Genomic DNA, 21,505 nt, shown 5'->3' with positions numbered 1-21,505 from the left:
AGCTGTTGTGATGTCTTGGTTTGAAAGTTGGGCGCAAGTTAGCGCCCCCTGGCGGCTTTTACGTGTCGTGGCGGCCGGAGTGGCGGTAACCCTCACATTATCTGCCTGCCAGAAGGAAAACGAGGCTGGCTGCTTTACCAGCACGGGCAGTATCGTGACGGAGCGGCGCGCCCTACCCCCCTTCCGTGTGCTAACCTCCAACGACAACGTGCGCGTGACCCTGGTGCAGGACTCGGAAACCTATGCCGAGGTGAGGGCCGGTAGAAACCTGCAGGAAGACATCCGGCTGGGTGTGCAGAATGGCCACCTGACCATCCGCAATACCAGCCGCTGCAACTGGGTGCGCCGCTACAACACACCCCGCGAAGTAACCCTGCACACCCCCCGCCTCACTGATATATTTCTGCGTGGGCAGGCCGATATCCAAACGCAGGGCACTTTCAAGGCCGATACCCTATTTGCTCACCTCATCGGCTCCGGCGACTTTCACCTGACGCTGTCTAGTACCTACCTGGGTATGAGCCAGTATGAGCTAGGCGACATCTACCTTAGCGGCACTACCCAGGAATTGCACCACACCATTGGCGGCAACGGCAGTATGTACGCCCAGGACTTTGCCCTACAGGACCTATACCTACAAACTAACGCCGACAGCAACGGCAAAGGTTATGTTGCCCCTACCCGCCTGCTCACCGGCAACCACGCCGGCGCCGGCACGGTGTACTACCATGGCACTCCTAGCGCCGTAACGCTACGTGTGACGGGCAAGGGCAAGCTGACGCGGGAATAAACCAGCCCTACAAGTCGCCTAGTTGGGGCCGGATCAGCAGTTCTTCAACCACAGCTTGCGGCGAGAGGCTGTAGGTGGCAAAAATGGCTTCGGCTACATCTTCGGCTTTGATGAACCGCTCGGCGGGCAGGTCCACGCCTTCCCAGCTGGCGGTGAGGGTAGCCCCCGGCAGCACGGCCGTCACCCGAATGCCGGAGGTTTTCAGCTCTTCCCGCAGATTACGGGTCATACCCAGCAGCGCATGCTTGGCAATGCCGTAGGAGCCGCCGTTAGGATAGGCAGTCAGGCTGGCCGTGGAGCAAATGTTGAAGATGTGGCCCTGCCCTTGTGCCAAGAGGCCGGGTAGCAAAGCGAGCGTCACATCGTAAGCACTCAGCAGGTTCACATCGAGCATCTTGCGCAACTGACTACCGTCCTGGGGCTCGTCTTGCAGGCGGCCCGGAATAAAGGAACCCGTGTTGTTGATGAGTACGCCTACCTCTCCTACGCTTTGCACGAAATCGGTAAAGCGGCTGGTTTCTTCGCGCTGACTTAAATCGGCGGGTAGGGTGTGCAACACGGCGCCCGGAACCTGCTCCGCAGCAGCGGCTTGCAGCTCCTGCAAGTCCGTGGCCGAGCGGGCGCAGGTAACCACGGGGTAGCCAGCCTGCAGAAAGCGCAACACCAGGGCCCGGCCAATTCCTTTGGTGCCACCGGTAACAACGATATTTTTTTGCATTCCTTTGATTCCTGAAACGGTTTTTACGTAAGCAAGTCAGCTCAGCATTCGGCCGGCGGCTAACCGTCGCAAGTTTCCGCTTTTCTTTTCTTTTTCCTCTTTATGGTTAAATCCTTCGGTGAATTCCTGCTCTTTCTGCAGAGCATGCTCACGCGGAAAGAACGGGCCGTGGTATTGTGGCAACGCACACTGGATGAGTGCGTTATCATCGGCATCAACTCTATCTTCATCGTCGCCATTGTATCGGCGTTTATCGGGGCTGTAACCTGCGTTCAGATTGCGTACAACCTTACAAATCCGCTGATTCCCAAGAGCACCATCGGCTACATGGTGCGCGAAATGACCATTCTGGAGCTGGCCCCCACCATTACCAGCATTGTGCTGGCCGGTAAGGTAGGCTCCAGCATTGCGGGCGGGCTAGGCACCATGCGCATCACGGAGCAGGTATCGGCGCTGGAAGTAATGGGCATCAACTCTGCCTCTTACCTGGTACTACCCCGCATTCTGGCCTCTATGCTGATGTTTCCGCTGCTGGTGATTCTGGCCATGGCGCTTTCCATTATTGGCGGCTACCTGGCCGGCTCCCTTACGGGCGCGCTGTCGGCTCAGGAATATATTGAGGGCATTCGCACCGATTTCATTCCCTACAACATCGTCTTTGCCCTGATTAAATCGGTGGTATTTGCTTTCCTGGTGTCGGCCATTTCGTCGTTTAAAGGGTTTTACACCCAGGGAGGGGCACTGGAGGTAGGCGCGGCCAGCACCACGGCCGTGAACAACTCCATCATCGCCATTCTGGTGGCCGACTTCGCGCTGGCGGCTCTCCTCCTCTAATTCCAGACGCCGGAAGCCTGGCCCTACGGTATAGGGCCAGGCTCCCAGCTCTCAGCTTCTACACAGATGATTGAAGTTCATAACGTTCAAAAATCTTTTGATGGCAACCAGGTCCTCAAGGGCATTACCTGCCGCTTCGAGACGGGTAAGTGCAACTTATTGCTGGGGGGTTCGGGCACGGGTAAATCGGTGCTGCTGCAGTGCATTGTGGGCCTGATGAAGCCTGACCTGGGTAGCATTACCTTCGATGGCACCGTGTTCACCAATAACAAGGTGAATATCCGCCAGGAAATCCGGCGCAAAATCGGGATGCTCTTCCAGGGCTCGGCTCTGTTTGACTCGATGACGGTGCACGAAAACGTGGAGTTTCCGCTGAAAATGCTGACTCCCGACATGACCCGCGAAGAGCGCCGCGACCGGGTGGAGTTCTGCCTCAAGCGCGTAGGACTAGAAAATGCGGGCACCAAGATGCCTTCCGAAATTTCCGGGGGCATGAAAAAGCGCGTGGGCATTGCCCGCGCCATTGCGCCTAACTGCACCTACCTGTTCTGCGACGAACCCAACTCCGGCCTCGACCCGCTCACCAGTATTAAAATCGACGAGCTGATCTACGAAATCACGCACGAGTACAACATTACCACCGTGGTAGTTACCCACGATATGAACTCCGTCATCGAAATCGGCGACCATATCATCTTCCTCTACAAGGGCCAAAAGCTCTGGGACGGCAATAAGGATGAAATCCTGAATGCCCAGGTGCCCGAGCTCAAGGAGTTCATCTTCAGCAGCAGTCTGGTGCGCGCCGCCAAGAAAGTGGACGACGAAACCGAAGGCGGCCTCGCCGCCGCCACTACCGACGAAGCTATCAACATCTAAGTGCCGTCATAGCGAGCGGAGCGACGCCATCCTTCCTCTCTTCAGTGACAAGCCTAGTAAATAGACAAGCCCTTGACGTATGGTAGCGTCAAGGGCTTGTCACATTTCAGGGGGTAGGGTGTTAGTCGGGAAGGATGGCGTCGTGCCTCGCCATGACCGCTGGTAAGAGGCTTGTCGTATCTTTTGGGGAAGCACTCTGGTCAGGATTAATAGCTTCGCCCCTCTGATAACTGACAACTCGCAACCGACAACTCGCTTTCTACCACTGCTCCCGTTTGCGCAGTTCCGTGATGTGGGCCAGGTGGTGGCGGCCGTGCCAGGCGTAGAGAACCAGAGCCTGGTCGAGGGTGAACTTGCGCTTGGTTTCGGGGTGGAAGAAGGTGCGCTGCCACTGCTCATCGGTCAGGTTGCGCAGCAGCTTCACCCACCGGATATGCAGTGCCTCCAATAAAGCCAACGACACGGCTACGGGCGTCGCCTCCACGTCGGGCAGTTCGGCCCAGGCGGCCTCGTCGTAGGGCCGAATCGTGGGGTTATCCTCCGTCAGGGCCAGGCGGAAGCGGGTGTAGCTATTCATGTGCGAATCGGGCAGGTGGTGGAGTACCTGCCGCACCGTCCAGCCCTCCGGGCGATACGGCGTGTTCAACTGCTCGGGGCTCAGGCCCAATACCGACGACCTTACCAGATCAGGGAGGGTAGCAACCTGGGCCATGTAGGCGGTGCGGGCGCCGCGGTCCAGGGGTTCATCGGGCAGTACGGGGTGACCAATGGGGTAGCTCAGGTCGGGGGCAGCAGTGTTCATCGTCAGGAGAAAGGAGATAATAAAGAAGGTGCAAGGTACGCCTACCCCTCTATTTCCGGTGAAGGCATAAAGAGTTGGCGACGGAAAACAAAAATGGCTTCCTGGTGCAGGAAGCCATTTTCTGAAAGTGCGGAGGTAGTATTACCCGTTGCGCTTATTGAGTTCGTCGCGGATTTTGGCGGCCTTCTCGTAGTCTTCACGTTCGAGGGCCTGGGCCAGCATTTTGGTCAGCTCATCCAGAGAAACCTGTCCGCTGGGTTCGCGCGGCTCGGCCGGCTTGGGCGTCGGCTGGTCGTTGTCCTCGTCTTCGTCATCATCGGTATCGTCATCGTCCTCATCGGCGTTTTCGTCGAGGTCCGAAAGAATGATACCGGCTTCGCTCAGCACGCTTTCCACCGTAAAGATGGGCACTCCAAAACGCAGGCCGATGGCAATGGCATCAGAAGGACGAGCGTCGAGCTCGAAGGTGCTGGCGCCATCCGAACACACGATTTTGGAGTAGAACACGCCTTCCTTCAGATCCGAAATCAGGACTTCCAGCACGGCTACGTGCATCTGCTCGGCGAAGGACTTGAACAGGTCGTGGGTAAGCGGCCGGTTCGGGCTGATTTTCTCTATCTGGATGGCGATACTCTGCGCCTCAAACATACCAATGATGATTGGTAAGCGCCGGTTGCCGGTCTTTTCGCCCAGAATCAGGGCAAAGGAGCCCGACTGCGACTGGCTGGACGAGAGGCCCAGAATTTCGAGCGGTATCTTTTTCAAAGGAACTAAGGGACTTAGGGTCTTACGATCGGGAGAGGTAGCACCTGACCGCATGAATGGGTTAGGAAGGCAAGGGAACTGGATGCAAAAGAAACCAATGCCCGCGTATCCGTCTGCATACGGCCAAAAAAGACTTAGGGTCTCAGGAAATTTTCGTCGGCCGCAGCCGAGTCATTTCCTGAGACCCTAACTCCTAAGTCCTAGCTGAGTTCTTTAACGGCCTGGGTCAGTTTGGGCAACACATCAAATACGTCGCCTACGATGCCGTAATCGGCAGCCTTGAAGAACGGCGCCTCGGGGTCTTTGTTAATGACCACAATTACCTTCGACGAGTTCACGCCGGCCAGGTGCTGAATAGCGCCCGAAATACCGCAGGCAATGTAGAGGTTCGGCGAAACAGTGATGCCCGTCTGGCCTACGTGCTCGTGGTGAGGGCGCCAGTCTACGTCCGACACCGGCTTAGAGCAGGCCGTAGCCGCGCCCAGGGCCTGGGCCAGGTCCTCGATGAGGTTCCAGTTTTCGGGGCCTTTCATGCCGCGGCCACCCGATACTACCTTATCAGCCTCAGGCAGCAGAATGCCGCCAGCCTGATCCTGCATTACTACCTGCTTGGGAGCATCGGCAAAGTCAGCGTCAGTTAGCTGGGCCGAGAAGGATACCACCTCAGCGGTTTTGCCAGCCTCGTGCAGGGCCTCGATGGAGTTCTTTTTAACGGCAATGATTTTCCGCTCGCCGTCCAGCTTCACATCGGCAAACGCCTTGCCCGAGAAAGCACCGCGCTTTACCGTGAACGAACCGCCCTCGGTTTTGGGCAGCTCTACTACGTTGGTAGCCAAGCTAGCCTGCAGGCGCACCGACAGGCGCGAGCCTACGGCGGCGCCAATGTTGGAGTTAGCCAGCACAATTACTTTGGCGTCTTCCTGCTGGGCCGCGGTGGCAATCAGCTTGGTGTAGGCACCGTTCACGAAATCTTTCAGGCGGGGCTCCTTGTCGTAGAGCACTTTGGCAACGCCCTGTTCACCCAGCTTGGCCAGGTTGGCTTCGGTAGCCTCGCCCACAGCCACGGCCGTAGCCGTGGTGCCGAGCAGCTGGGCTACCTGGCTGCCGTAGGAAGCCACTTCCAGCGAGGATTTCTTTACCTCGCCACCGTCACATTCAACAACTATCAGTACAGACATGATTTTTTCAATTAAGAATTAAGAATTAACAATTAAAAATGGAGCATTGGAACTGCTACTCTCGCTGTTGAGAGCAATTATTCATTCTTAATTGTTAATTCTTAATTGATATTTAGATGACCTTGGCTTCGTTGCGGAGCAGCTTGATCAGCTCGCCGGCGTTTTCGGCCGGAATGAGCTTCACGCCTTGCTTGGCGGGGGGCAGGGCGTAGGAAGCAACCTCCGTACGGGCACCTTCGCCGGTGGGCTCAACTACTTTCAGGGGCTTGGTGCGGGCCGTCATGATGCCGCGCATGTTCGGGATGCGGGGCTCGCACATCGGCTGCTGGCACGAAGCCACGAAAGGCGCATTCACCTCCACGATTTCCTTGCCACCCTCAATTTCACGCTCCAGGGTAGCGGTGTTGCCGCTCATATCCAGTTTCATAGCGGGAGCCACCGTCGGGATGCCGAGCAGCTCGCCTACCATGCCGTGCACCTGAAAGCCGTTGTAGTCGATGCTCTCCTTGCCCATCAGAATTACATCGTAGCTACCTTCTTTGGCAATGGCGGCAATCTGCTGCGCCACGAAGAAAGCGTCCTTCGGGAAGGCATTAACCCGGATGGCATCATCGGCGCCAATGGCCAGGGCCTTGCGGATATTAGGCTCGGTATCCGCCTCGCCTACGTTCAATACCGTTACGGTGCCGCCCTGGGCTTCCTTTAATTCGATGGCGCGAGTGAGTGCATACTCATCCCAGGGATTAATCACGAACTGGACACCAGCCTTGTTAAACTCCTTATTATCAGGAGTGAAGGTGATTTTGGTGGTCGTGTCGGGCACGTTACTTATGCAAACGAGAAACTTCATCTACGGCTACTTATATGAGAAGAACACGGGGAAAGTCCCAAATTTGGGGCGAAGATACTTAAATCTGCCGCCCTATGGAAACAGCACCAAGCCGCTTACAGCAACTCCTGGCCTTCTACCAGGATGATCCGACGGATCCGTTCACGATTTACGCCTTAGCCACCGAATACCGGACCGCGGAACCCCTGCGGGCTATGGAATATTACCAGAAGCTACTTAATGAGCATCCGGAGTACGTGGGTACGTACTACCACGCCGGCAAGATGCTGCAGCAGCTTGAAAAGCCCGAAGAAGCTGAAAAGGTTTACCGCACAGGCCTGACCGTAGCCCGCCGGGCCGGCCAGCTGCACGCCGCCAGCGAGATTCAACAGGCACTCAACCAGTTACTCGGCCTCGATTACGAAGACGAAGACTAAAATGGGGGTAGTACGATAAACGTACTACCCTTCTTTTCGGCCTAACCTCGGCTAAGTAATTAATCACCCGCCTCGCGCTACGTATTCTTAAGTCCCTTTCGGTTATGAAAATATTGCTGGTAGAAGATGAACCGAAGGTGTCGGCCTTTATTCGGCGGGGACTGGAGGAGGAAGGCTTTGAGGTGGAAGTAGCCTACGATGGGCGCTTTGGCCGACAACTGGCCCTGGCTCACGCCTACGACCTGATCATTCTGGACGTCATCCTACCCTATTTCAGTGGCCTGGAGGTGTTGGAAGCCCTTAGAGCTCAGGATCATGAAACGCCGGTACTCATGCTCACGGCCCTGGGCACCACCCAAGATAAGCTGCAAGGCTTTGGGGGCGGGGCCGATGACTACCTGGTGAAGCCCTTCGACTTCCCGGAGCTGGTAGCGCGGGTGCGGGCCCTCACCCGCCGCCGGGGCCAACAGACCAAAGGGGCCGTGCTTTCATTCGAAGATTTGACCCTGGATACCGCCGCCAAAATCGTGACGCGTGCCGGGCAGCCTGTGAAGCTTACGGCCCGGGAGTTTGGCCTGTTGGAGCTGCTGATGCGCCACCCGGGCCGCGTACTTAGCCGCGCCGAGCTAGCCGCCGACGTGTGGGAAGACTCCTTTGATGCCGGCTCCAATGTGGTAGACGTGTACATCAACTACCTGCGCAACAAGGTGGACAAGGCCTTCTCCCAGAAGCTGATTCATACCGTGGTAGGCATGGGTTATGTGCTACGGGTACAAGAGTGAAATTGTGAAAGGTGAAGTTGTGAGCCTGCCTTTCAATAAGGCGTAAGTGGCACTTTGCTTTTCTTCTACCCACTGATTCACCATTTCGCCTTTCACAACTTCACCACCTGCTATGACCATTCGCAACCGTCTGACGTGGCTTTTTCTGGGGCTGGTAGCCGTGATTCTGCTGGCGGCCATGACGACGGTGTACATTCTGCAGACCGACTATACCCATGAGGAATTCCGGCAGCGCCTGCGCGACCGGGCCGAGGTGACGGGCTACGTATTTCTGGAGCAGGATGAGCTGCGGGCCGAAGCGTTCCGTGACTTTCAGCGCCGCTATATGCGCACACTTGCAGAGGAAGTGCTGCAGATTTATGACAGTGACCTGCAGCCTCGCTTTATTGAGCAGGACGTGCGGGTCCGGATTTCCGACCAGATTCTGGCCCGGATTCTACTGGAGAAGGAGGTGTACTTTGAGATTGGACCGCGCCAAGCGGTAGGCATTTTCTACAGCGACAACCAAGGCAAATTCATCATTGTGGCCGCCGCCCAGAACCGCTCGGGCACGGCTCGCCTGGAGTACCTGGGCCTGATTCTGGTCTGCATTTTTGTGGGAAGCCTGCTGTTGATTTACGTGGCTGGGCGGGTGTTTGCCGGCAAAGCCCTGGCGCCCATCGCCGCCGTAAACGACCAGGTGGACCGCATTACGACCCAGGATCTGCACCTGCGCGTGAACGAAGGCATCAGCCACGAGCAGGATGAAATAACCCGCCTGGCTCGCACCTTCAACCGCATGCTGGAGCGCCTCGAAGATGGCTTTGAGACTCAGCGCACTTTCGTTAGTAATGCCTCGCACGAGCTACGCACGCCCCTTACGGCCACCATCGGGGAGCTGCAGGTGCTCCTGAACCGGGAGCGGGACCCGGCCGCCTACCGCGAGGGGGTAGCCTCGGTGCTGCACGAGCTGCAACAGCTCAAGCTCCTGATCAACAACCTCCTGGAGCTGACCCAAACCAACCCCGGCGCCACCGACGACGTTCGGCTGGATGAGCTGCTGTGGGAAGCCCGCGAAGCCGTAGCGCCTGCCCAACGGCCGCGCGTGCACATTATCTTGGGCAACCTGCCCGACGATGCAGAGCAGTTAGAAATTAGGGGCAACCGCCAACTGCTCAGCAGGGCCCTGACCAATCTGCTGGATAACGCCCTGAAATACTCCGCTCCCGAACAGCCCGTAGAAGTACGCTTGGATTATGACCGAGGCCGCCGCCTCATACGGGTGCAGGACCACGGCATTGGCATCAGCGACAAAGCGCTACCCCACATTTTTCAGCCTTTCTTCCGCGCCGATAATGCCCGCGACGTGGTAGGCCACGGCGTTGGGCTGCCTCTGGCCCGCAAGATTATTCAGCTGCACGGCGGCGAGCTGCACATCACCTCCCAGTTTGGCCAGGGCACGCGGGCCGAAGTTGTTCTGTAGGAACGCTGCCTGCGGCGAGGGTTTGAGCCGCCGACGGGGGTAGCAACCAGCGCCCAATAGAAGCCGCCGCTAAAACCTTCCCTGAAAAACGCATTTTCTAATGCGTTTCTAATGGGTTTCTAACTGCGCTCTAATAGGAATGGCGTAGGCTTGCTAAACACTACAGGTTCTTGCTGGAGGTGCCTGCTGCTTTCGGGTAGGCCGCCTACCCCCGGTAGTGGCTCCAACCCTCCTCTTTCCTACCTCTTCCGCCATGCCCTTCCCTACCTCAACTACCTGCTACTGGATGCGCCTGGCCATGGCCACCTCCGTGCGCGAGCTGCAGCTGCCGGCAGCATCCGCCCCGAGCCCCTGCCTTGGTCCGGGCGCCGGCCAAAGGCCCCGCAGAGCCTTTCTGGAGAAATATTTCCGCTCTAATCCGTTTCTAATCTACCTCTAATTCAGGCCTAATACGGGGGGCGTACTCTTGCATATCCTTACCCCTCACCGGATATGCAACGTCCTTTTTTCCTGCTGCTGGCCACCTGGCTGCTCAGCTTTTCTGCCCATACCGCTTCGGCCGCCCCGCTTGGCGCCGATACGGTACGTCTGACTCTTTCGGAAGCCGAACAACGCTTCGTCAGCAACAACCTGAGCCTGCTGGCTCAGCGCTACAACGTATCGGCGGCCGAGGCCCAGATTACCCAGGCCCGCCTCTGGGACAACCCTACCATTTCGCTGGAGCAGAACGCCTATAACCAATACACGCGCAAGGTGCTGGATGTAACCAAAACCGGCAACTCCATTGTGCAGGTAGAGCAGCTGTTTGCCCTGGCTGGCCGCCGCAAAGCGGCTACCAATGCGGCCCGGCAGAATGCGCTGGTAGAGCAATTTACCTTCGAGGACATGCTGCGCACGCTGCGCTACCAGCTTCGCACCACGTTTTATGACCTCTACTTTAAACAGCAGAGCGTGAGCGTGTATGATATGGAAGTAGCCAGCTTCCAGCGCACCGTGAGCTCATACCAGGGCCAGTACCAGCGCGGCAACATTGCCCTGAAGGAGGTAGTCCGCCTGAAAGCTTTTCTGTTTCAGCTGCGCAACGAGCGCCAGGCCTTGCTCAGCGACATTGCCGCTCAGCAGACCGACCTGCGCACGCTCATGCGTGACACCACCGGCACGTACTACCTACCCACTGCCGACCCTAACCGCCTCCGTGCCCTGAGCCTGAACGGCCGCACCGAGCAGCAGCTCATCGACTCTGCACAGGCCAACCGCGCCGACCTGAAAGCCCGCCAGGCGGCCGTGCAGGCCCAGGCCCAGAACCTGCGCCTGCAGCGGGCCCTGGCTACCCCCGACCTAGCCGTGGGATACACCTACGACCGCGCCGGCAACTACATCCAGAACTACAATGCCGTTACGTTGGGTATTGCCGTGCCCATCTTCAACCGCAACCAGGGCAACATTCGCACGGCCCAGAATCAGGTAGAAGTCAGCAAGGCGCAGTTGGGCCAGCAGCAACTGCTGGTGCAGAACGACGTGCAGGAAGCCTGGCGCCTGGCCGGCCAAACCGACGCTCTTTACCAAAGCACCGACAGCAGCACTTCCGATTTCGACCGGCTGATGCAGGGTATTGATGAGAGCTACGCCAAGCGCAACCTCACGGTAGTAGAGTTCCTGGATTTCTACGAGAGCTACAAAAACAATTTGGTGCAGCTGAATAGCCTACGCGCCAGCCGCCTACGTGCCTTCGAGCAGCTGAATTACGCCGTGGGTCGCCCGGTATTCAACGCTGAATAAGTCAGCTGCTACCCCTGCTGCCAAACTGAAGCTTGCAGGAGCCTAAAGCTCTCTTTCTTAGCCAATACCCTAGCCTTGGCCTGCTGCCTGGGCCTCCCTAAGCCTTTACGCACTCAACCAATATGAACCGCATTGCCGCTTTCCTACCCCTAGCCCTGAGCGCAACCCTGCTGGGCTGCTCGAAATCAGAAGACGCCGCTGAACCCCAGAAAGCCAAGGCCGGCTTTTCACTTTCCGATCAGATGATGCGGGAGCTGAAAATCGACACGGTGCGCAACGAGCCCGTGCGCCATGAGCTGACGCTTTCCGGCCAGATTGCCACCAACGGCGACAAAACCGTGAAGGTGTACCCACTGGTAGGCGGCGTGGTGGAACAGCTTACGGTAGAGCTCGGCGACCATGTGACCAAAGGCCAGGTGCTGGCCGTGATTAAGAGCGGGGAAATTGCCGACCTGCAGAACCAGAGCAGCGCCGCCGGCACCGACCTGGATATTGACCGCAAGAACCTGCAGGTGCTGGAAGACCAGTACGCCGCCGGCTTAGCCTCGGAGCGCGACGTAACGCTGGCCCGCAAGGAGCTGCAGAAGGCCGCCGGCAACGTGGGCAAAACCCGCAAGCAGATGAACGTGTACGGCGTATCGGCTGATGGCACCTACACATTGCGGGCCCCGATTTCGGGCTTTATCACGGAGAAAAACGTGACTGACCACATGCAGTTCAACGCCGATAATGTGGGCAACCTGTTTACCGTGTCGAACCTCGAAGACGTGTGGATACTGGCCAACGTGTTCGAGTCCGATATCAGCAAGGTGAAGGAAGGCTACGCCGCCGATGTGACGACCCTCTCCTACCCCGACAAGCACTTCCAAGGCCGCATCGACAAGATTTTCAATGTACTCGACCCTGAAAGCCGGGTAATGAAAGTGCGGGTGCGCCTGCCCAACCCGGGCTACCAGCTGAAGCCCGAGATGTACGCCCAAATCAAAATCCAGAACACCGAAGACCAGAAGATGCTGGCCGTGCCCGCCAAAAGCGTGGTGTTTGCCAAAGACCGGCACTTTGTGATGGTTTTTCGGGACCGTCAGCACATTGAAACCCGCGAGGTGCAGGTGGCCAAAACCGTCGGCGACGTGAGCTACTTGGCCTCAGGTCTGCGCGACGGAGAGCTCATCATCTCCCAAAACCAGCTGCTGGTGTACGACGAGCTGAACGATTAGACTTTTGGCTTCTGGCTGATGGCTGCTAGCTATTAGCTCTTTCCGCTTCTTCCTACCGAATAACCGGGCTGATTTTTCAGCCGATTGGCTGCGCTTTGCCTTCTGAAAAAGTTCCCAGCTAATAGCCATCAGCTAACAGCTCAAGAAAATGAACAAATTCATCCAGGGCATTATTGCCTTTTCCCTCAAGAACCGGGGCTTTGTGTTCCTGATGACGCTGGTCGTGATTGTGGCCGGGGTCATGAGCTATCGGAACACGCCCATTGAAGCCTTCCCCGACGTCACGAACACCGAAATTACCATCATCACGCAGTGGCCCGGCCGCTCGGCGGAGGAGATTGAGAAGTTCGTGACGGCTCCCATTGAAATTGCCCTGAACCCGGTGCAGAAGAAAACTAGCATCCGGAGCACAACCCTGTTTGGGCTGTCGGTAGTGAAGGTGATTTTCGATGACGGCGTGGACGATGCCTTTGCCCGCGTGCAGGTCAATAACCTGCTGGACCAGGCCGACCTACCCGAGGGCGCCGACCCCGACGTGCAGCCGCCTTACGGCCCCACCGGCGAGATTTTTCGCTACACCCTTAAAAGCAAGAACAAAACCACCCGCGAGCTGAAAACCCTGCAGGATTGGGTGGTAGAGCGCAACCTGAAGGCGGTGCCCGGCGTGGCCGACGTGAATAGCTTCGGGGGCGAGGTGAAGGACTACGAAATATCGGTAAACCCCGGCAAGCTCCAGGCCCTGAGCCTTACCCCCCTGGACCTCTACAATGCCATTCAGCGCAGCAACATCAACGTGGGCGGCGACGTGATAAACGCGGGCCAGCAGAACTACGTGGTGCGCGGCATCGGCCTGCTCAACAACATCAACGACATCAACAATACGGTCATCAAGAACGTGAACGGCGCCCCGATTCTGGTGAAGGACGTGGCCGTGGTGCATGAGTCGGCGTTGCCGCGCCTGGGCAAGGTAGGCCGGGGCCTGAACGACGACGTGCTGGAAGGCATTGTGGTAATGCGCAAGGGCGAAAACCCCTCGGAAGTTATTACCCGCCTCCAGGAGAAAGTAGCCCTGCTCAATAATAAGATTCTGCCTTCCGATGTGAAGATCCAGAGCTTCTACGACCGGCAGCAGCTCATTGATTTTTCCACCGAAACCGTCATTCACAACCTGCTGGAAGGCATTATTCTGGTGACGGTTATCGTGTTCGTGTTCATGGCCGACTGGCGCACCACGGTTATCGTGTCGGTGATTATTCCGCTGGCTTTGCTCTTTGCCTTCATCTGTCTGCGCCTGAAGGGCATGTCGGCCAACCTGCTGAGCATGGGGGCCATTGACTTCGGCATCATCATCGACGGCGCTGTGGTGATGGTGGAAGGGCTATTCGTGGCCCTCGACCATAAGGCCCACCGAATGAGCATGGAGCGGTTCAATAAACTCGCCAAGCTGGGCCTGATTAAGAAAACCGGCCGCGACATGGGCAAGGCCATTTTCTTCTCCAAGGCCATTATCATCACGGCCCTGCTACCCATCTTCTCCTTTGAAAAGGTAGAAGGCAAGGTATTCTCGCCCCTGGCCTGGACGCTGGGCTTTGCCCTGCTGGGCGCGCTCATCTTCACGCTCACGCTGGTGCCGGTGCTCACGAGCATTCTGCTGAAAAAGAACGTGGTGGAGAAGGACAACTTCTTCGTGCGCGGCATTAACCGTGGCTCCGAGCGGTTCTTTTCTTTTACCTACGCCCGCAAAACAGCCAGTCTGTTGTTTGCCACCGTCACGGTGGTGCTGGGGCTGGGCTGCTTCCACTTCCTGGGCTCCGAGTTTCTGCCCGAGCTGAACGAAGGCTCCATTTACGTACGGGCCCAGCTGCCGCTGAGCATTTCCTTGGATGAGAGCAATAAGCTCTGCAACGAAATGCGCCGGGTGTTTCTCTCATTTCCGCAGGTAGGCGACGTGGTCAGCCAGACCGGTCGCCCCAACGACGGCACCGACCCGACAGGCTTCTATAACAACGAGTTTCTGGTGCAGCTTAAGCACACGCCCGAGGTGCAGGCCGAGATGAAGCACAAAGACAAGCGCGAGGCCCTGATTGAGCACATGAAGGAAAAGCTGGCCCGCTTCCCCGGCGTGAACTTCAACTTCTCTCAGCCCATCACCGACAACGTGGAGGAAGCCGCTTCAGGCGTGAAAGGCTCTATTGCCGTGAAAATCTACGGCCAGGACCTGCGGCTGATGGAAGAAAAGGCCCGCCAGGTGTACGGAGTGCTGCGCCACATCAAGGGCATCGACGACCTGGGCGTGCTGCGCAACATTGGCCAGCCGGAGCTGCACGTAGAGCTGGATGAGCAGCGCATGGCCAGCTACGGCGTAAGCAAGGCCGACGCCAATGCGGTGCTGGAAATGGCTGTGGGCGGCAAACAGGCCTCCCAGATGTACGAGGGCGAGCGAAAATTCCCCATTCGGGTGCGCTACCAGGAGCAGTTCCGCCAAACCCCGGAGCGCATTGCGGCCCTGATGGTGCCCACCCAAAGCGGCAAAACCATTCCGCTCTCCGAAATTGCTACCATCGGCACCGTGAACGGCCCCAGCCTTATCTACCGCGACGATAACCAGCGCTTTGCCGCCGTGAAGTTCAGCATTCGGGGCCGCGACATGGGTAGCACCATCGAGGAAGCCCAGAAGAAGGTGGAGCAAGTGGTGAATCTGCCCAAAGGCTACAGCATGAAGTGGACCGGCGACTTTGAAAACCAGCGCCGCGCCACCGAGCGCCTCGCCCAGGTAGTGCCCGTGTCCCTGGCCCTGATTTTCTTTATCCTGTTCATTCTGTTCGGCAACCTGAAAGATGCGGGCCTGGTGCTACTGAACGTGCCCTTCGCCATTATTGGCGGTATTGCGGCCCTGCTCATCACCCACACCAACTTCAGCATCTCGGCCGGTATTGGGTTTATTGCCTTGTTCGGCATTTGTATTCAGAACGGGGTGATTCTGATTTCGGTATTCAAGCAGAACATGGCCCGCAGGCTGAGCCTCGACCGGAGCATTCACGAGGGCGTCACCAGCCGCGTCCGGCCCGTGGTCATGACGGCCCTGATGGCGACTATCGGCCTGCTACCCGCCGCCCTGAGCACCGGCATCGGTTCCGAAACCTCCAAGCCCCTGGCTATTGTGGTGATTGGCGGCCTGATTACCGGAACCCTGCTGACCCTATTCATCTTCCCCCTCATTTTCGAAAAAGCCTACCGCGCCGAGCATTCCAAATATGCCGACGACTTTACGCTCCACCCCGAGCGGCACCAGCCACCTGTGCTAGTGCATTAATCAAAGCTGATTGTTTACGGACGAATACAGACGTTTCATCAACCGTGAGGCTGTATTTACGTACACGAAACGTCCGTATTCGTCCGTATTTGTCTACATTTGCAGACCATCTTTTTGAAACGCAGAAAGCAAAATAGCAGGGGCCAGCCCGAAGGCCTACCCCTGCTACTACTCTAAGGCCGGTGCAACCATTCAGTTACCACGGCGCGAACAATGCCGCTCAGAACTGATTTTCCCAGTTCGAGCAGCACGCGAATCAACCCGACTTTGTCGGGCTCATTCGCTTTAACACGCTTTTTCTTCATCGTGAGTAAGAAGATTAGGTGTTTGTCCCACCTGCTTCTTAAAACCCCGGCTGCTACCAACAGTCCGGGGTTTTGCTTTTCTAAAGCACCCGCAGTTCGGTGAGGTGGGTTAACCACCACGCGTTAATGGGACGAAGATAGAGGACCAGAGGCGGTGACTACCCAGGGTGTAAAGCATTAGGCTGATTTTCCCCTATAAGCTCCCTACCCCCTGCCGTGCAACCAAGCCGGTTTCCGGCGCATCTGTGCAGAAAAGTTTGCAACTAGCAGCCCAATCCTTGCTTCTTATTTCATGACGAAAGCTTTTCTGCTGAGCCTCGGCCTGCTGGGTGCTATGCCCGCCCTGGCCCAGTCGCCTGCCGCCCGCCCCGATTCCGCCGCTACCCTCCCCTACCGCGAAACTGCCCGCAAAGTCAATGCCCTGGTGCACACCAAGCTGGATGTGCGCTTCGACTACACCAAGCGCCAGCTGCTGGGCCGCGAGTGGGTGACGTTGCAGCCCGTGGCCTACGCTACTGATTCCCTGCGCCTCGATGCGAAAGGCATGGATATCAAGTCGGTGACGATGGTAAATGGCAACGATACCAAAACGCTGAAGTTCGACTACAACCAGGAGCAGATGCTGGTGCACCTGGACAAACTCTATACCCCCGGCCAGCAGTACACCGTGTACATTGAGTACGTGGCCAAGCCCGATGAGCTGAAAACCAAGGGCAGTGAGGCCATTACCGACGCCAAGGGCCTGTACTTCATCAACCCCGACAGCACCGAGGCCGGCAAGCCCCGCCAAATCTGGACCCAGGGCGAGACGGAAGCCTCCTCAGCGTGGTTCCCCACCATCGACAAGCCCAACCAGAAAACCACCGCCGAAATCAGCATGACAGTGCCCGCCCGCTACGTCACGCTCAGCAACGGCCGCCTCGACTCGCAGAAAAATAACCCCGACGGTACCCGCACCGACACCTGGAAGCAGGAGCTGCCCCACTCGCCCTACCTCTTCATGATGGCCGTGGGCGACTTCAAGATTACCAAGGACACCTGGCGGGGCAAGGAAGTAAGCTACTACCTCGAGCCCAAGTACGCGCCCTTCGCCAAGCAGATTTTTGGCAATACGCCCGAAATGCTGGAGTTTTTCTCTCAGCGCCTCGGGGTAGATTACGCCTGGAACAAGTATGCCCAGGTAGTGGTGCGCGACTACGTGAGCGGGGCCATGGAAAACACCTCGGCAACTTTGCACGGTGAGTTTCTGCAGAAAGATGCCCGCGGATTGCTGGATGCCGAGTACGCCAGCGGCGAATCAGTTATTGCTCACGAGCTGTTCCACCAGTGGTTCGGCGATTTGGTAACGGCCGAAAGCTGGAGCAACCTGACGGTGAATGAGTCGTTTGCTGACTTCTCGGAAGCATTGTGGGCCGAGTACAAGTACGGCCAGGATGCCGGCGACGCCCACGCCTACATGAACATGCGCAACTATCTGCGCAGCCCCCAGGATGCCCAGAAGCACCTCGTGCGCTTCCACTACGCCGATAAGGAGGACATGTTTGACTTGGTGAGCTACCAGAAGGGCGGCCAGATCCTGAACATGCTGCGCAACTACCTCACCGATGACGTGTTCTTTGCCGGCCTGAAAAAGTACCTCACCGACAACAAGTTCGGCAACGGCGAAGCCCACCAGCTGCGCCTGGCTCTGGAAGCCGTATCGGGCCAGGATTTGAACTGGTTTTTCAACCAGTGGTACTTTAGCTCCGGCCACCCGGTAGTTACCATCGACTACGCCTATGATGCCGGCCGCAAGGAGCAGACGGTTACCATCAAGCAAACCCAGCCCGGTCAGGTATTCCAGCTGCCCATGGCCGTGGATGTGTACGTGAACGGCAAAGCCCAGCGCCACCAAGTAGTGATGCGCCAGGCAACCCAAACGTTCCGCTTCCCGGGCGCCAGCAAGCCTAACCTGGTGAACGTGGATGCCGATAAGGTGCTGTTGTGGCAGAAAACCGACAACAAGCCCTTCGCCGAGTACGCTTACCAGTACAAAAACGCCCCGCGCTTCGTGGACCGCCGCGAGGCCGTAGCGGCCGCCGCCCAGCTGCCTCCCACCGATGCCGCCGCCCGCCAGCTCCTGCTCTCGGCTCTCAACGACAAGTACGCCGGCCTGCGCCTTTCGGCCCTCTCGGGTCTGAAGCTCGATGACAAAGCCGTGCAGAAAGCGGCCGCGCCGGCTATCCGCAAGCAGCTGGCCCAGGAAAAGAACACCAACAACCAGGCGGCTATGCTGCTGGCCTTGGGCGAACTAGGCGACAAAAAGGATACAAAAGCCTTCACGCAGGCACTCAACAGCCAGTCGTACGCCGTGCAGGGTGCAGCGCTGCAGGGCCTGGCCTCCGTGCAGCCCAAGCAGGCCCTGGCCAAAGCGCAGGCGCTCCAGAAAGATGCCAATGGGACCGTCGCGGCCGCCGTGGCCGCCGTGTACGCCGAGCACGGCGACGCCAGCACCTGGGCCTACGTCCGCGACCAGTTTGACGCGGCCGGCCCCCAGGGCAAGTTTAATATGCTGGAGAGCCTGGTAGGCTTCATGTCGCGCCTGAACGATGCTACCGTGCTGAACGAGGGAGTAGAGCGTCTGCAAAAACTGGCCGTGCAGTACAAAAAGTACGGGGTAGATGAGCCCATCCTGGCTATGCTGGACAAGGTGCAGCAGAGCAAGTCTGCCGACGAGAAAGCCAAAGTGCAGGCTGCTATGCAGGCCATTAGGCAGGCGCAGTAAGTCCGTAATTTTCTTGATTTCTTCAAAAAGGCCGGAACAGGGTTCCGACCTTTTTCTTGTCCTTATTTTCTGGAATACAGCTTACAGAAGGCTGTTTTCGAGGTAGCATCCAGCCACGTAAATTACTGATCAGGGTTACAGCATCTTCGGAAAATCGAACTATTCTGGCGTGGCTGGCGTCGGAGTAAGCATGCGAATGACCACTCTGCTGACCGCCGGTACGCTGCTGCTTGCCGGCCCGGCCTGCACCCTGGCCCAAACCACTGACCCCAACCTCGGCAATGAGGAGTCGCCGTTTGTGCGCCTCATCCGCCCCGACCGGCCGGGCCAGACCATCACCACCAACATGCTCTACCCAGGCCAGTTTCAGCTGGAAACCGGCCTTACCCGCTACGATGGGGGTAGCAGCACGGGCTACGCGGGGCGCACGGCCTGGGGTAGCACCCTGCGAGTAGGTTTCTTCAACCATATTGAGCTGCGCGCCACCCAGAACTATCTGCTCACGCCTGCTACCCGCCCGCTGACGGCCGAGGGCGCTCCTGCCCCATTTGCCGGCCCGGCGGGCTTCGCGCCGCTGAATGTGGGTGCGAAGCTTCTGGCTTCCACGGTCCAGAATGCCCGTTCCCAGGTAGTCGTGCTCTTCGATATGAACCTGCGCAACGGCGACGCCTCCTTTCAGAACAAGCAGTTCGAGCCCGGCGCCCGCCTGTTGGTGTCGCAGCAGCTGGGGCAGCGGTTCGGATTGGAAGGCAACCTGGGCTTCCGGCAGCAGGGCTTCAAAGCCGAAGGCACCAAACAGGGCCAGTACCTGACGACCCTGGCCCTCAACGGCCCGATATCTGCCAACAACCACTTGGGCTTCTTTGCCGAAACCTACGCCACCTGGCAGCGCCAGCAGGGCTGGCGGCCGGGCCTCACCTCGGGCCTGTTCTTCCGCCCTACCCCCGGTTTGCGCCTGGATGTGACGGCCGCCCACGGCCTGACGCCCGCGGCGGGCGGCTTTAACGTAGGCGCCGGCCTGAGTATGCGCCTAGGGAAGTAGTGAATGAGTGAGGTGTTGTCATGGCGAGGAGGTACGACGACGCCATCCTTCCTCTCTTCCGTGACCAGCCTGATAAACAGACAAGCCCTTGACGCTCGCACAGTCGTCAAGGGCTTGTCACATTTCAGGGGGTAGCACATTGGTCAGGACGGATGGCTTCGTCCTTCGTCCTCGCCATGACACCCTTCACCACCTCGCTGTTACTGCTTCACCGATTCCGGGGCGATGCGCGTGGGAGTTTGCTGGCCGCTGATGATGCCGGCGGCGCTGCGGCCGATGGCGGAAATGACGTTGGTCATGTTCACCAGGTTCAGGCTTTCTACTTCGTCGTCCACGCTGTGGTAGCGCTTATCGTCCGGAATCTGGTCGGTGCTGATGGTGTGGGCCGGCACGCCCAGGCGGGCCAGGGTGGCGTTATCGGAGCGGTAGAACAGGTTTTGCTCGGGGTACGGGTCGGGCTCGAAGCGGAAGGTGGTGCCCTTGGCACCTTCCTGCAGCAGCTTGCCGAAGTCTGATTTATCGAAGCCCGTAATAAAGGCCGAGTTGGGGCCGAACTTCGCCTCCTTGCCAATCATTTCGATGTTGAACATGGCCACCACCTGCTTGGGATTAAGCTGGCGGGAGAAGTGGCGCGCCCCGAAGCCCCCGATTTCCTCGGCCACAAAGGCCACGAATACGAGGGAGCGGGCGTTGTCATTTTTCTGCTTGAAATACTCAGCCAACGCTACCACGGCCGAGGTGCCGCTGGCGTCATCATCGGCACCGTTGGCAATGGAGTCGCCCTGCACGGCCGGCAGCATCCCGATGTGGTCGTAGTGGCCGCTGAAGACGACCTGCTCCGAAGCCCGGGCGGCATCTTTGCCCGGCAGCAGACCCACAATGTTGCGCAGCTCCACCGTCCGGATGGTGGTGGTAGCGGCCACCCGGAATTTCAGGGGCGCGGGCGGGGTAGCACCCAGCACGAACAGAGTCGTGAACGGCGCGGGCTTTTCGGGACGCAGGCCGCCGCGCTGCAGGTAGCCGGCCAGGCGCTTGAAGGCCGCGGCCTGGGCCGGATCAACGAATACGATGGTGTTTTCGTGGGGCTCCAGCAAGGGCCGGGCTTCGCGCAGTAGGTTACCGTCGGCCCCAACGGTTAGGATGCGAGCCGCCGGCTCGTCGGCCTCCGTCCAGTTCAGGTGCGGCTGCCCCGACACCAGCAGCATCTTGTCGGGGCTGAGGTTGGCGCCGTTGATGGTAACGAAGGCCGCCGCCGTGCGCACCTCGTACGTAGGGAAGCTTTGTTCGAACCCTTTCAGGCCGGGCAAGGGCTGCAGGCCGATGCGCTGAAATTCAGCGGCCAGAAACTGGGCCGCTTTTTGCCCACCGGGTTTGCCGGAGGCCCGGCCCTGCATATCATCGGCGGCCAGCGTGCGTACAACCCGTTCTACCGTGGCCGCCGACACGGTGGCTTTACTTACGGGAGCTGTTTTTTTCTGCCCTACCGCCGTGTGTGTGCAATAGAATAAAAGGGAGAGTAAAAAGAAATTTCGCATGGCCCAAAATAGCCAATTTGCTTTAATCACAGTTACTCTTTCCCTGCTTACTCTTCCGCTTTTCTTTAATACCACCT

General features: G+C 58.2%; 19 protein-coding genes. 12 read left to right on the top strand and 7 right to left on the bottom strand.

What is annotated here, in order from left to right:
* Positions 1 to 10: 10 nt before the first annotated feature.
* The gene (locus GGU46_RS09605; RefSeq protein ID WP_183403298.1) at positions 11 to 790 is read left to right on the top strand and encodes a GIN domain-containing protein; all 780 of its coding nucleotides are present in this window, start codon (positions 11 to 13) and stop codon (positions 788 to 790) included.
* A gap of 7 nt (positions 791 to 797) precedes the next feature.
* On the opposite strand, the gene GGU46_RS09600 is transcribed toward GGU46_RS09605, so the two are convergent.
* A complete protein-coding gene (locus GGU46_RS09600; RefSeq protein ID WP_183403297.1) occupies positions 798 to 1,508 on the bottom strand; it encodes an SDR family oxidoreductase in 711 nt (236 codons plus the stop codon).
* A 102-nt stretch (positions 1,509 to 1,610) separates the two neighbouring features.
* On the opposite strand from GGU46_RS09600, the gene GGU46_RS09595 reads away from it, so the two are divergent.
* Both GGU46_RS09595 and GGU46_RS09590 read left to right on the top strand, forming a co-directional pair.
* A complete protein-coding gene (locus GGU46_RS09595; RefSeq protein WP_110977447.1) occupies positions 1,611 to 2,342 on the top strand; it encodes an MlaE family ABC transporter permease in 732 nt (243 codons plus the stop codon).
* A gap of 66 nt (positions 2,343 to 2,408) precedes the next feature.
* Entirely contained in the window at positions 2,409 to 3,218 is an 810-nt protein-coding gene (locus GGU46_RS09590) for an ABC transporter ATP-binding protein (protein WP_183403296.1), read from the top strand.
* 259 nt (positions 3,219 to 3,477) lie between these two features.
* On the opposite strand, the gene GGU46_RS09585 is transcribed toward GGU46_RS09590, so the two are convergent.
* The 4 genes from GGU46_RS09585 to GGU46_RS09570 all read right to left on the bottom strand — a co-directional run bounded on the left by GGU46_RS09585 (position 3,478) and on the right by GGU46_RS09570 (position 6,813).
* Positions 3,478 to 4,020, bottom strand: a complete 543-nt coding sequence (locus GGU46_RS09585) for a YfiT family bacillithiol transferase (RefSeq protein WP_183403295.1) — start codon at positions 4,018 to 4,020, stop codon at positions 3,478 to 3,480.
* A gap of 141 nt (positions 4,021 to 4,161) precedes the next feature.
* Positions 4,162 to 4,785, bottom strand: a complete 624-nt coding sequence (locus tag GGU46_RS09580; RefSeq protein ID WP_139923010.1) for a bifunctional nuclease family protein — start codon at positions 4,783 to 4,785, stop codon at positions 4,162 to 4,164.
* A 200-nt stretch (positions 4,786 to 4,985) separates the two neighbouring features.
* The gene (locus GGU46_RS09575; RefSeq protein WP_139923012.1) at positions 4,986 to 5,963 is read right to left on the bottom strand and encodes an electron transfer flavoprotein subunit alpha/FixB family protein; all 978 of its coding nucleotides are present in this window, start codon (positions 5,961 to 5,963) and stop codon (positions 4,986 to 4,988) included.
* 112 nt (positions 5,964 to 6,075) lie between these two features.
* A complete protein-coding gene (locus tag GGU46_RS09570) occupies positions 6,076 to 6,813 on the bottom strand; it encodes an electron transfer flavoprotein subunit beta/FixA family protein (RefSeq protein ID WP_139923014.1) in 738 nt (245 codons plus the stop codon).
* A gap of 74 nt (positions 6,814 to 6,887) precedes the next feature.
* Here GGU46_RS09570 and GGU46_RS09565 point away from each other — a divergent pair, with 74 nt between their 5' ends.
* The 7 genes from GGU46_RS09565 (at position 6,888) to GGU46_RS09535 (ending at position 15,782) form a co-directional block, all read left to right on the top strand.
* On the top strand, positions 6,888 to 7,229 hold the full coding sequence (locus GGU46_RS09565; protein ID WP_183403294.1) for a tetratricopeptide repeat protein: 342 nt from the start codon (positions 6,888 to 6,890) through the stop codon (positions 7,227 to 7,229).
* Between the two features lie 104 nt (positions 7,230 to 7,333).
* Positions 7,334 to 8,011 (top strand): response regulator, encoded by a 678-nt coding sequence (locus GGU46_RS09560; protein ID WP_183403293.1) that lies wholly within the window; start codon positions 7,334 to 7,336, stop codon positions 8,009 to 8,011.
* Positions 8,012 to 8,123: 112 nt separating this feature from the next.
* Positions 8,124 to 9,473 carry a sensor histidine kinase gene (locus GGU46_RS09555; RefSeq protein WP_183403292.1) on the top strand — a complete coding sequence of 450 codons (1,350 nt, stop codon included), beginning with the start codon at positions 8,124 to 8,126 and terminating at the stop codon, positions 9,471 to 9,473.
* 253 nt (positions 9,474 to 9,726) lie between these two features.
* Positions 9,727 to 9,912 (top strand): hypothetical protein, encoded by a 186-nt coding sequence (locus tag GGU46_RS09550; protein ID WP_183403291.1) that lies wholly within the window; start codon positions 9,727 to 9,729, stop codon positions 9,910 to 9,912.
* 53 nt (positions 9,913 to 9,965) lie between these two features.
* Positions 9,966 to 11,252, top strand: coding sequence for a TolC family protein (locus tag GGU46_RS09545; RefSeq protein WP_183403290.1), 1,287 nt, complete (start codon positions 9,966 to 9,968; stop codon positions 11,250 to 11,252).
* 122 nt (positions 11,253 to 11,374) lie between these two features.
* Positions 11,375 to 12,469, top strand: coding sequence for an efflux RND transporter periplasmic adaptor subunit (locus GGU46_RS09540; protein ID WP_183403289.1), 1,095 nt, complete (start codon positions 11,375 to 11,377; stop codon positions 12,467 to 12,469).
* A 148-nt stretch (positions 12,470 to 12,617) separates the two neighbouring features.
* The gene (locus tag GGU46_RS09535) at positions 12,618 to 15,782 is read left to right on the top strand and encodes an efflux RND transporter permease subunit (RefSeq protein ID WP_183403288.1); all 3,165 of its coding nucleotides are present in this window, start codon (positions 12,618 to 12,620) and stop codon (positions 15,780 to 15,782) included.
* A 173-nt stretch (positions 15,783 to 15,955) separates the two neighbouring features.
* Here GGU46_RS09535 and GGU46_RS22300 read toward each other — a convergent pair whose 3' ends face one another.
* The gene (locus GGU46_RS22300; protein WP_262890936.1) at positions 15,956 to 16,087 is read right to left on the bottom strand and encodes a hypothetical protein; all 132 of its coding nucleotides are present in this window, start codon (positions 16,085 to 16,087) and stop codon (positions 15,956 to 15,958) included.
* Between the two features lie 292 nt (positions 16,088 to 16,379).
* Here GGU46_RS22300 and GGU46_RS09530 point away from each other — a divergent pair, with 292 nt between their 5' ends.
* The gene (locus tag GGU46_RS09530; protein ID WP_183403287.1) at positions 16,380 to 18,851 is read left to right on the top strand and encodes a M1 family aminopeptidase; all 2,472 of its coding nucleotides are present in this window, start codon (positions 16,380 to 16,382) and stop codon (positions 18,849 to 18,851) included.
* 196 nt (positions 18,852 to 19,047) lie between these two features.
* Positions 19,048 to 19,893, top strand: coding sequence for a transporter (locus tag GGU46_RS09525; RefSeq protein ID WP_183403286.1), 846 nt, complete (start codon positions 19,048 to 19,050; stop codon positions 19,891 to 19,893).
* A 200-nt stretch (positions 19,894 to 20,093) separates the two neighbouring features.
* Here GGU46_RS09525 and GGU46_RS09520 read toward each other — a convergent pair whose 3' ends face one another.
* Positions 20,094 to 21,428 carry a M20/M25/M40 family metallo-hydrolase gene (locus tag GGU46_RS09520; protein WP_183403285.1) on the bottom strand — a complete coding sequence of 445 codons (1,335 nt, stop codon included), beginning with the start codon at positions 21,426 to 21,428 and terminating at the stop codon, positions 20,094 to 20,096.
* Between the last annotated feature and the right edge of the window lie 77 nt (positions 21,429 to 21,505).

Source organism: Hymenobacter latericoloratus, assembly GCF_014199535.1.
GTDB classification, from domain to species: domain Bacteria; phylum Bacteroidota; class Bacteroidia; order Cytophagales; family Hymenobacteraceae; genus Hymenobacter; species Hymenobacter latericoloratus.
This window is presented reverse-complemented; position numbering and strand designations above follow the sequence as displayed.

Excerpts from the sequence above, each read along its gene's own strand:
- GGU46_RS09605 (WP_183403298.1), top strand. The coding sequence starts at position 11 with ATGTCTTGGTTTGAAAGTTGGGCGCAAGTTAGCGCCCCCTGGCGGCTT.
- GGU46_RS09600 (WP_183403297.1), bottom strand. The coding sequence starts at position 1,508 with ATGCAAAAAAATATCGTTGTTACCGGTGGCACCAAAGGAATTGGCCGG.
- GGU46_RS09595 (WP_110977447.1), top strand. The coding sequence starts at position 1,611 with ATGGTTAAATCCTTCGGTGAATTCCTGCTCTTTCTGCAGAGCATGCTC.
- GGU46_RS09590 (WP_183403296.1), top strand. The coding sequence starts at position 2,409 with ATGATTGAAGTTCATAACGTTCAAAAATCTTTTGATGGCAACCAGGTC.
- GGU46_RS09585 (WP_183403295.1), bottom strand. The coding sequence starts at position 4,020 with ATGAACACTGCTGCCCCCGACCTGAGCTACCCCATTGGTCACCCCGTA.
- GGU46_RS09575 (WP_139923012.1), bottom strand. The coding sequence starts at position 5,963 with ATGTCTGTACTGATAGTTGTTGAATGTGACGGTGGCGAGGTAAAGAAA.
- GGU46_RS09570 (WP_139923014.1), bottom strand. The coding sequence starts at position 6,813 with ATGAAGTTTCTCGTTTGCATAAGTAACGTGCCCGACACGACCACCAAA.
- GGU46_RS09565 (WP_183403294.1), top strand. The coding sequence starts at position 6,888 with ATGGAAACAGCACCAAGCCGCTTACAGCAACTCCTGGCCTTCTACCAG.
- GGU46_RS09560 (WP_183403293.1), top strand. The coding sequence starts at position 7,334 with ATGAAAATATTGCTGGTAGAAGATGAACCGAAGGTGTCGGCCTTTATT.
- GGU46_RS09555 (WP_183403292.1), top strand. The coding sequence starts at position 8,124 with ATGACCATTCGCAACCGTCTGACGTGGCTTTTTCTGGGGCTGGTAGCC.
- GGU46_RS09550 (WP_183403291.1), top strand. The coding sequence starts at position 9,727 with ATGCCCTTCCCTACCTCAACTACCTGCTACTGGATGCGCCTGGCCATG.
- GGU46_RS09545 (WP_183403290.1), top strand. The coding sequence starts at position 9,966 with ATGCAACGTCCTTTTTTCCTGCTGCTGGCCACCTGGCTGCTCAGCTTT.
- GGU46_RS09540 (WP_183403289.1), top strand. The coding sequence starts at position 11,375 with ATGAACCGCATTGCCGCTTTCCTACCCCTAGCCCTGAGCGCAACCCTG.
- GGU46_RS09535 (WP_183403288.1), top strand. The coding sequence starts at position 12,618 with ATGAACAAATTCATCCAGGGCATTATTGCCTTTTCCCTCAAGAACCGG.
- GGU46_RS22300 (WP_262890936.1), bottom strand. The coding sequence starts at position 16,087 with ATGAAGAAAAAGCGTGTTAAAGCGAATGAGCCCGACAAAGTCGGGTTG.
- GGU46_RS09530 (WP_183403287.1), top strand. The coding sequence starts at position 16,380 with ATGACGAAAGCTTTTCTGCTGAGCCTCGGCCTGCTGGGTGCTATGCCC.
- GGU46_RS09525 (WP_183403286.1), top strand. The coding sequence starts at position 19,048 with ATGACCACTCTGCTGACCGCCGGTACGCTGCTGCTTGCCGGCCCGGCC.
- GGU46_RS09520 (WP_183403285.1), bottom strand. The coding sequence starts at position 21,428 with ATGCGAAATTTCTTTTTACTCTCCCTTTTATTCTATTGCACACACACG.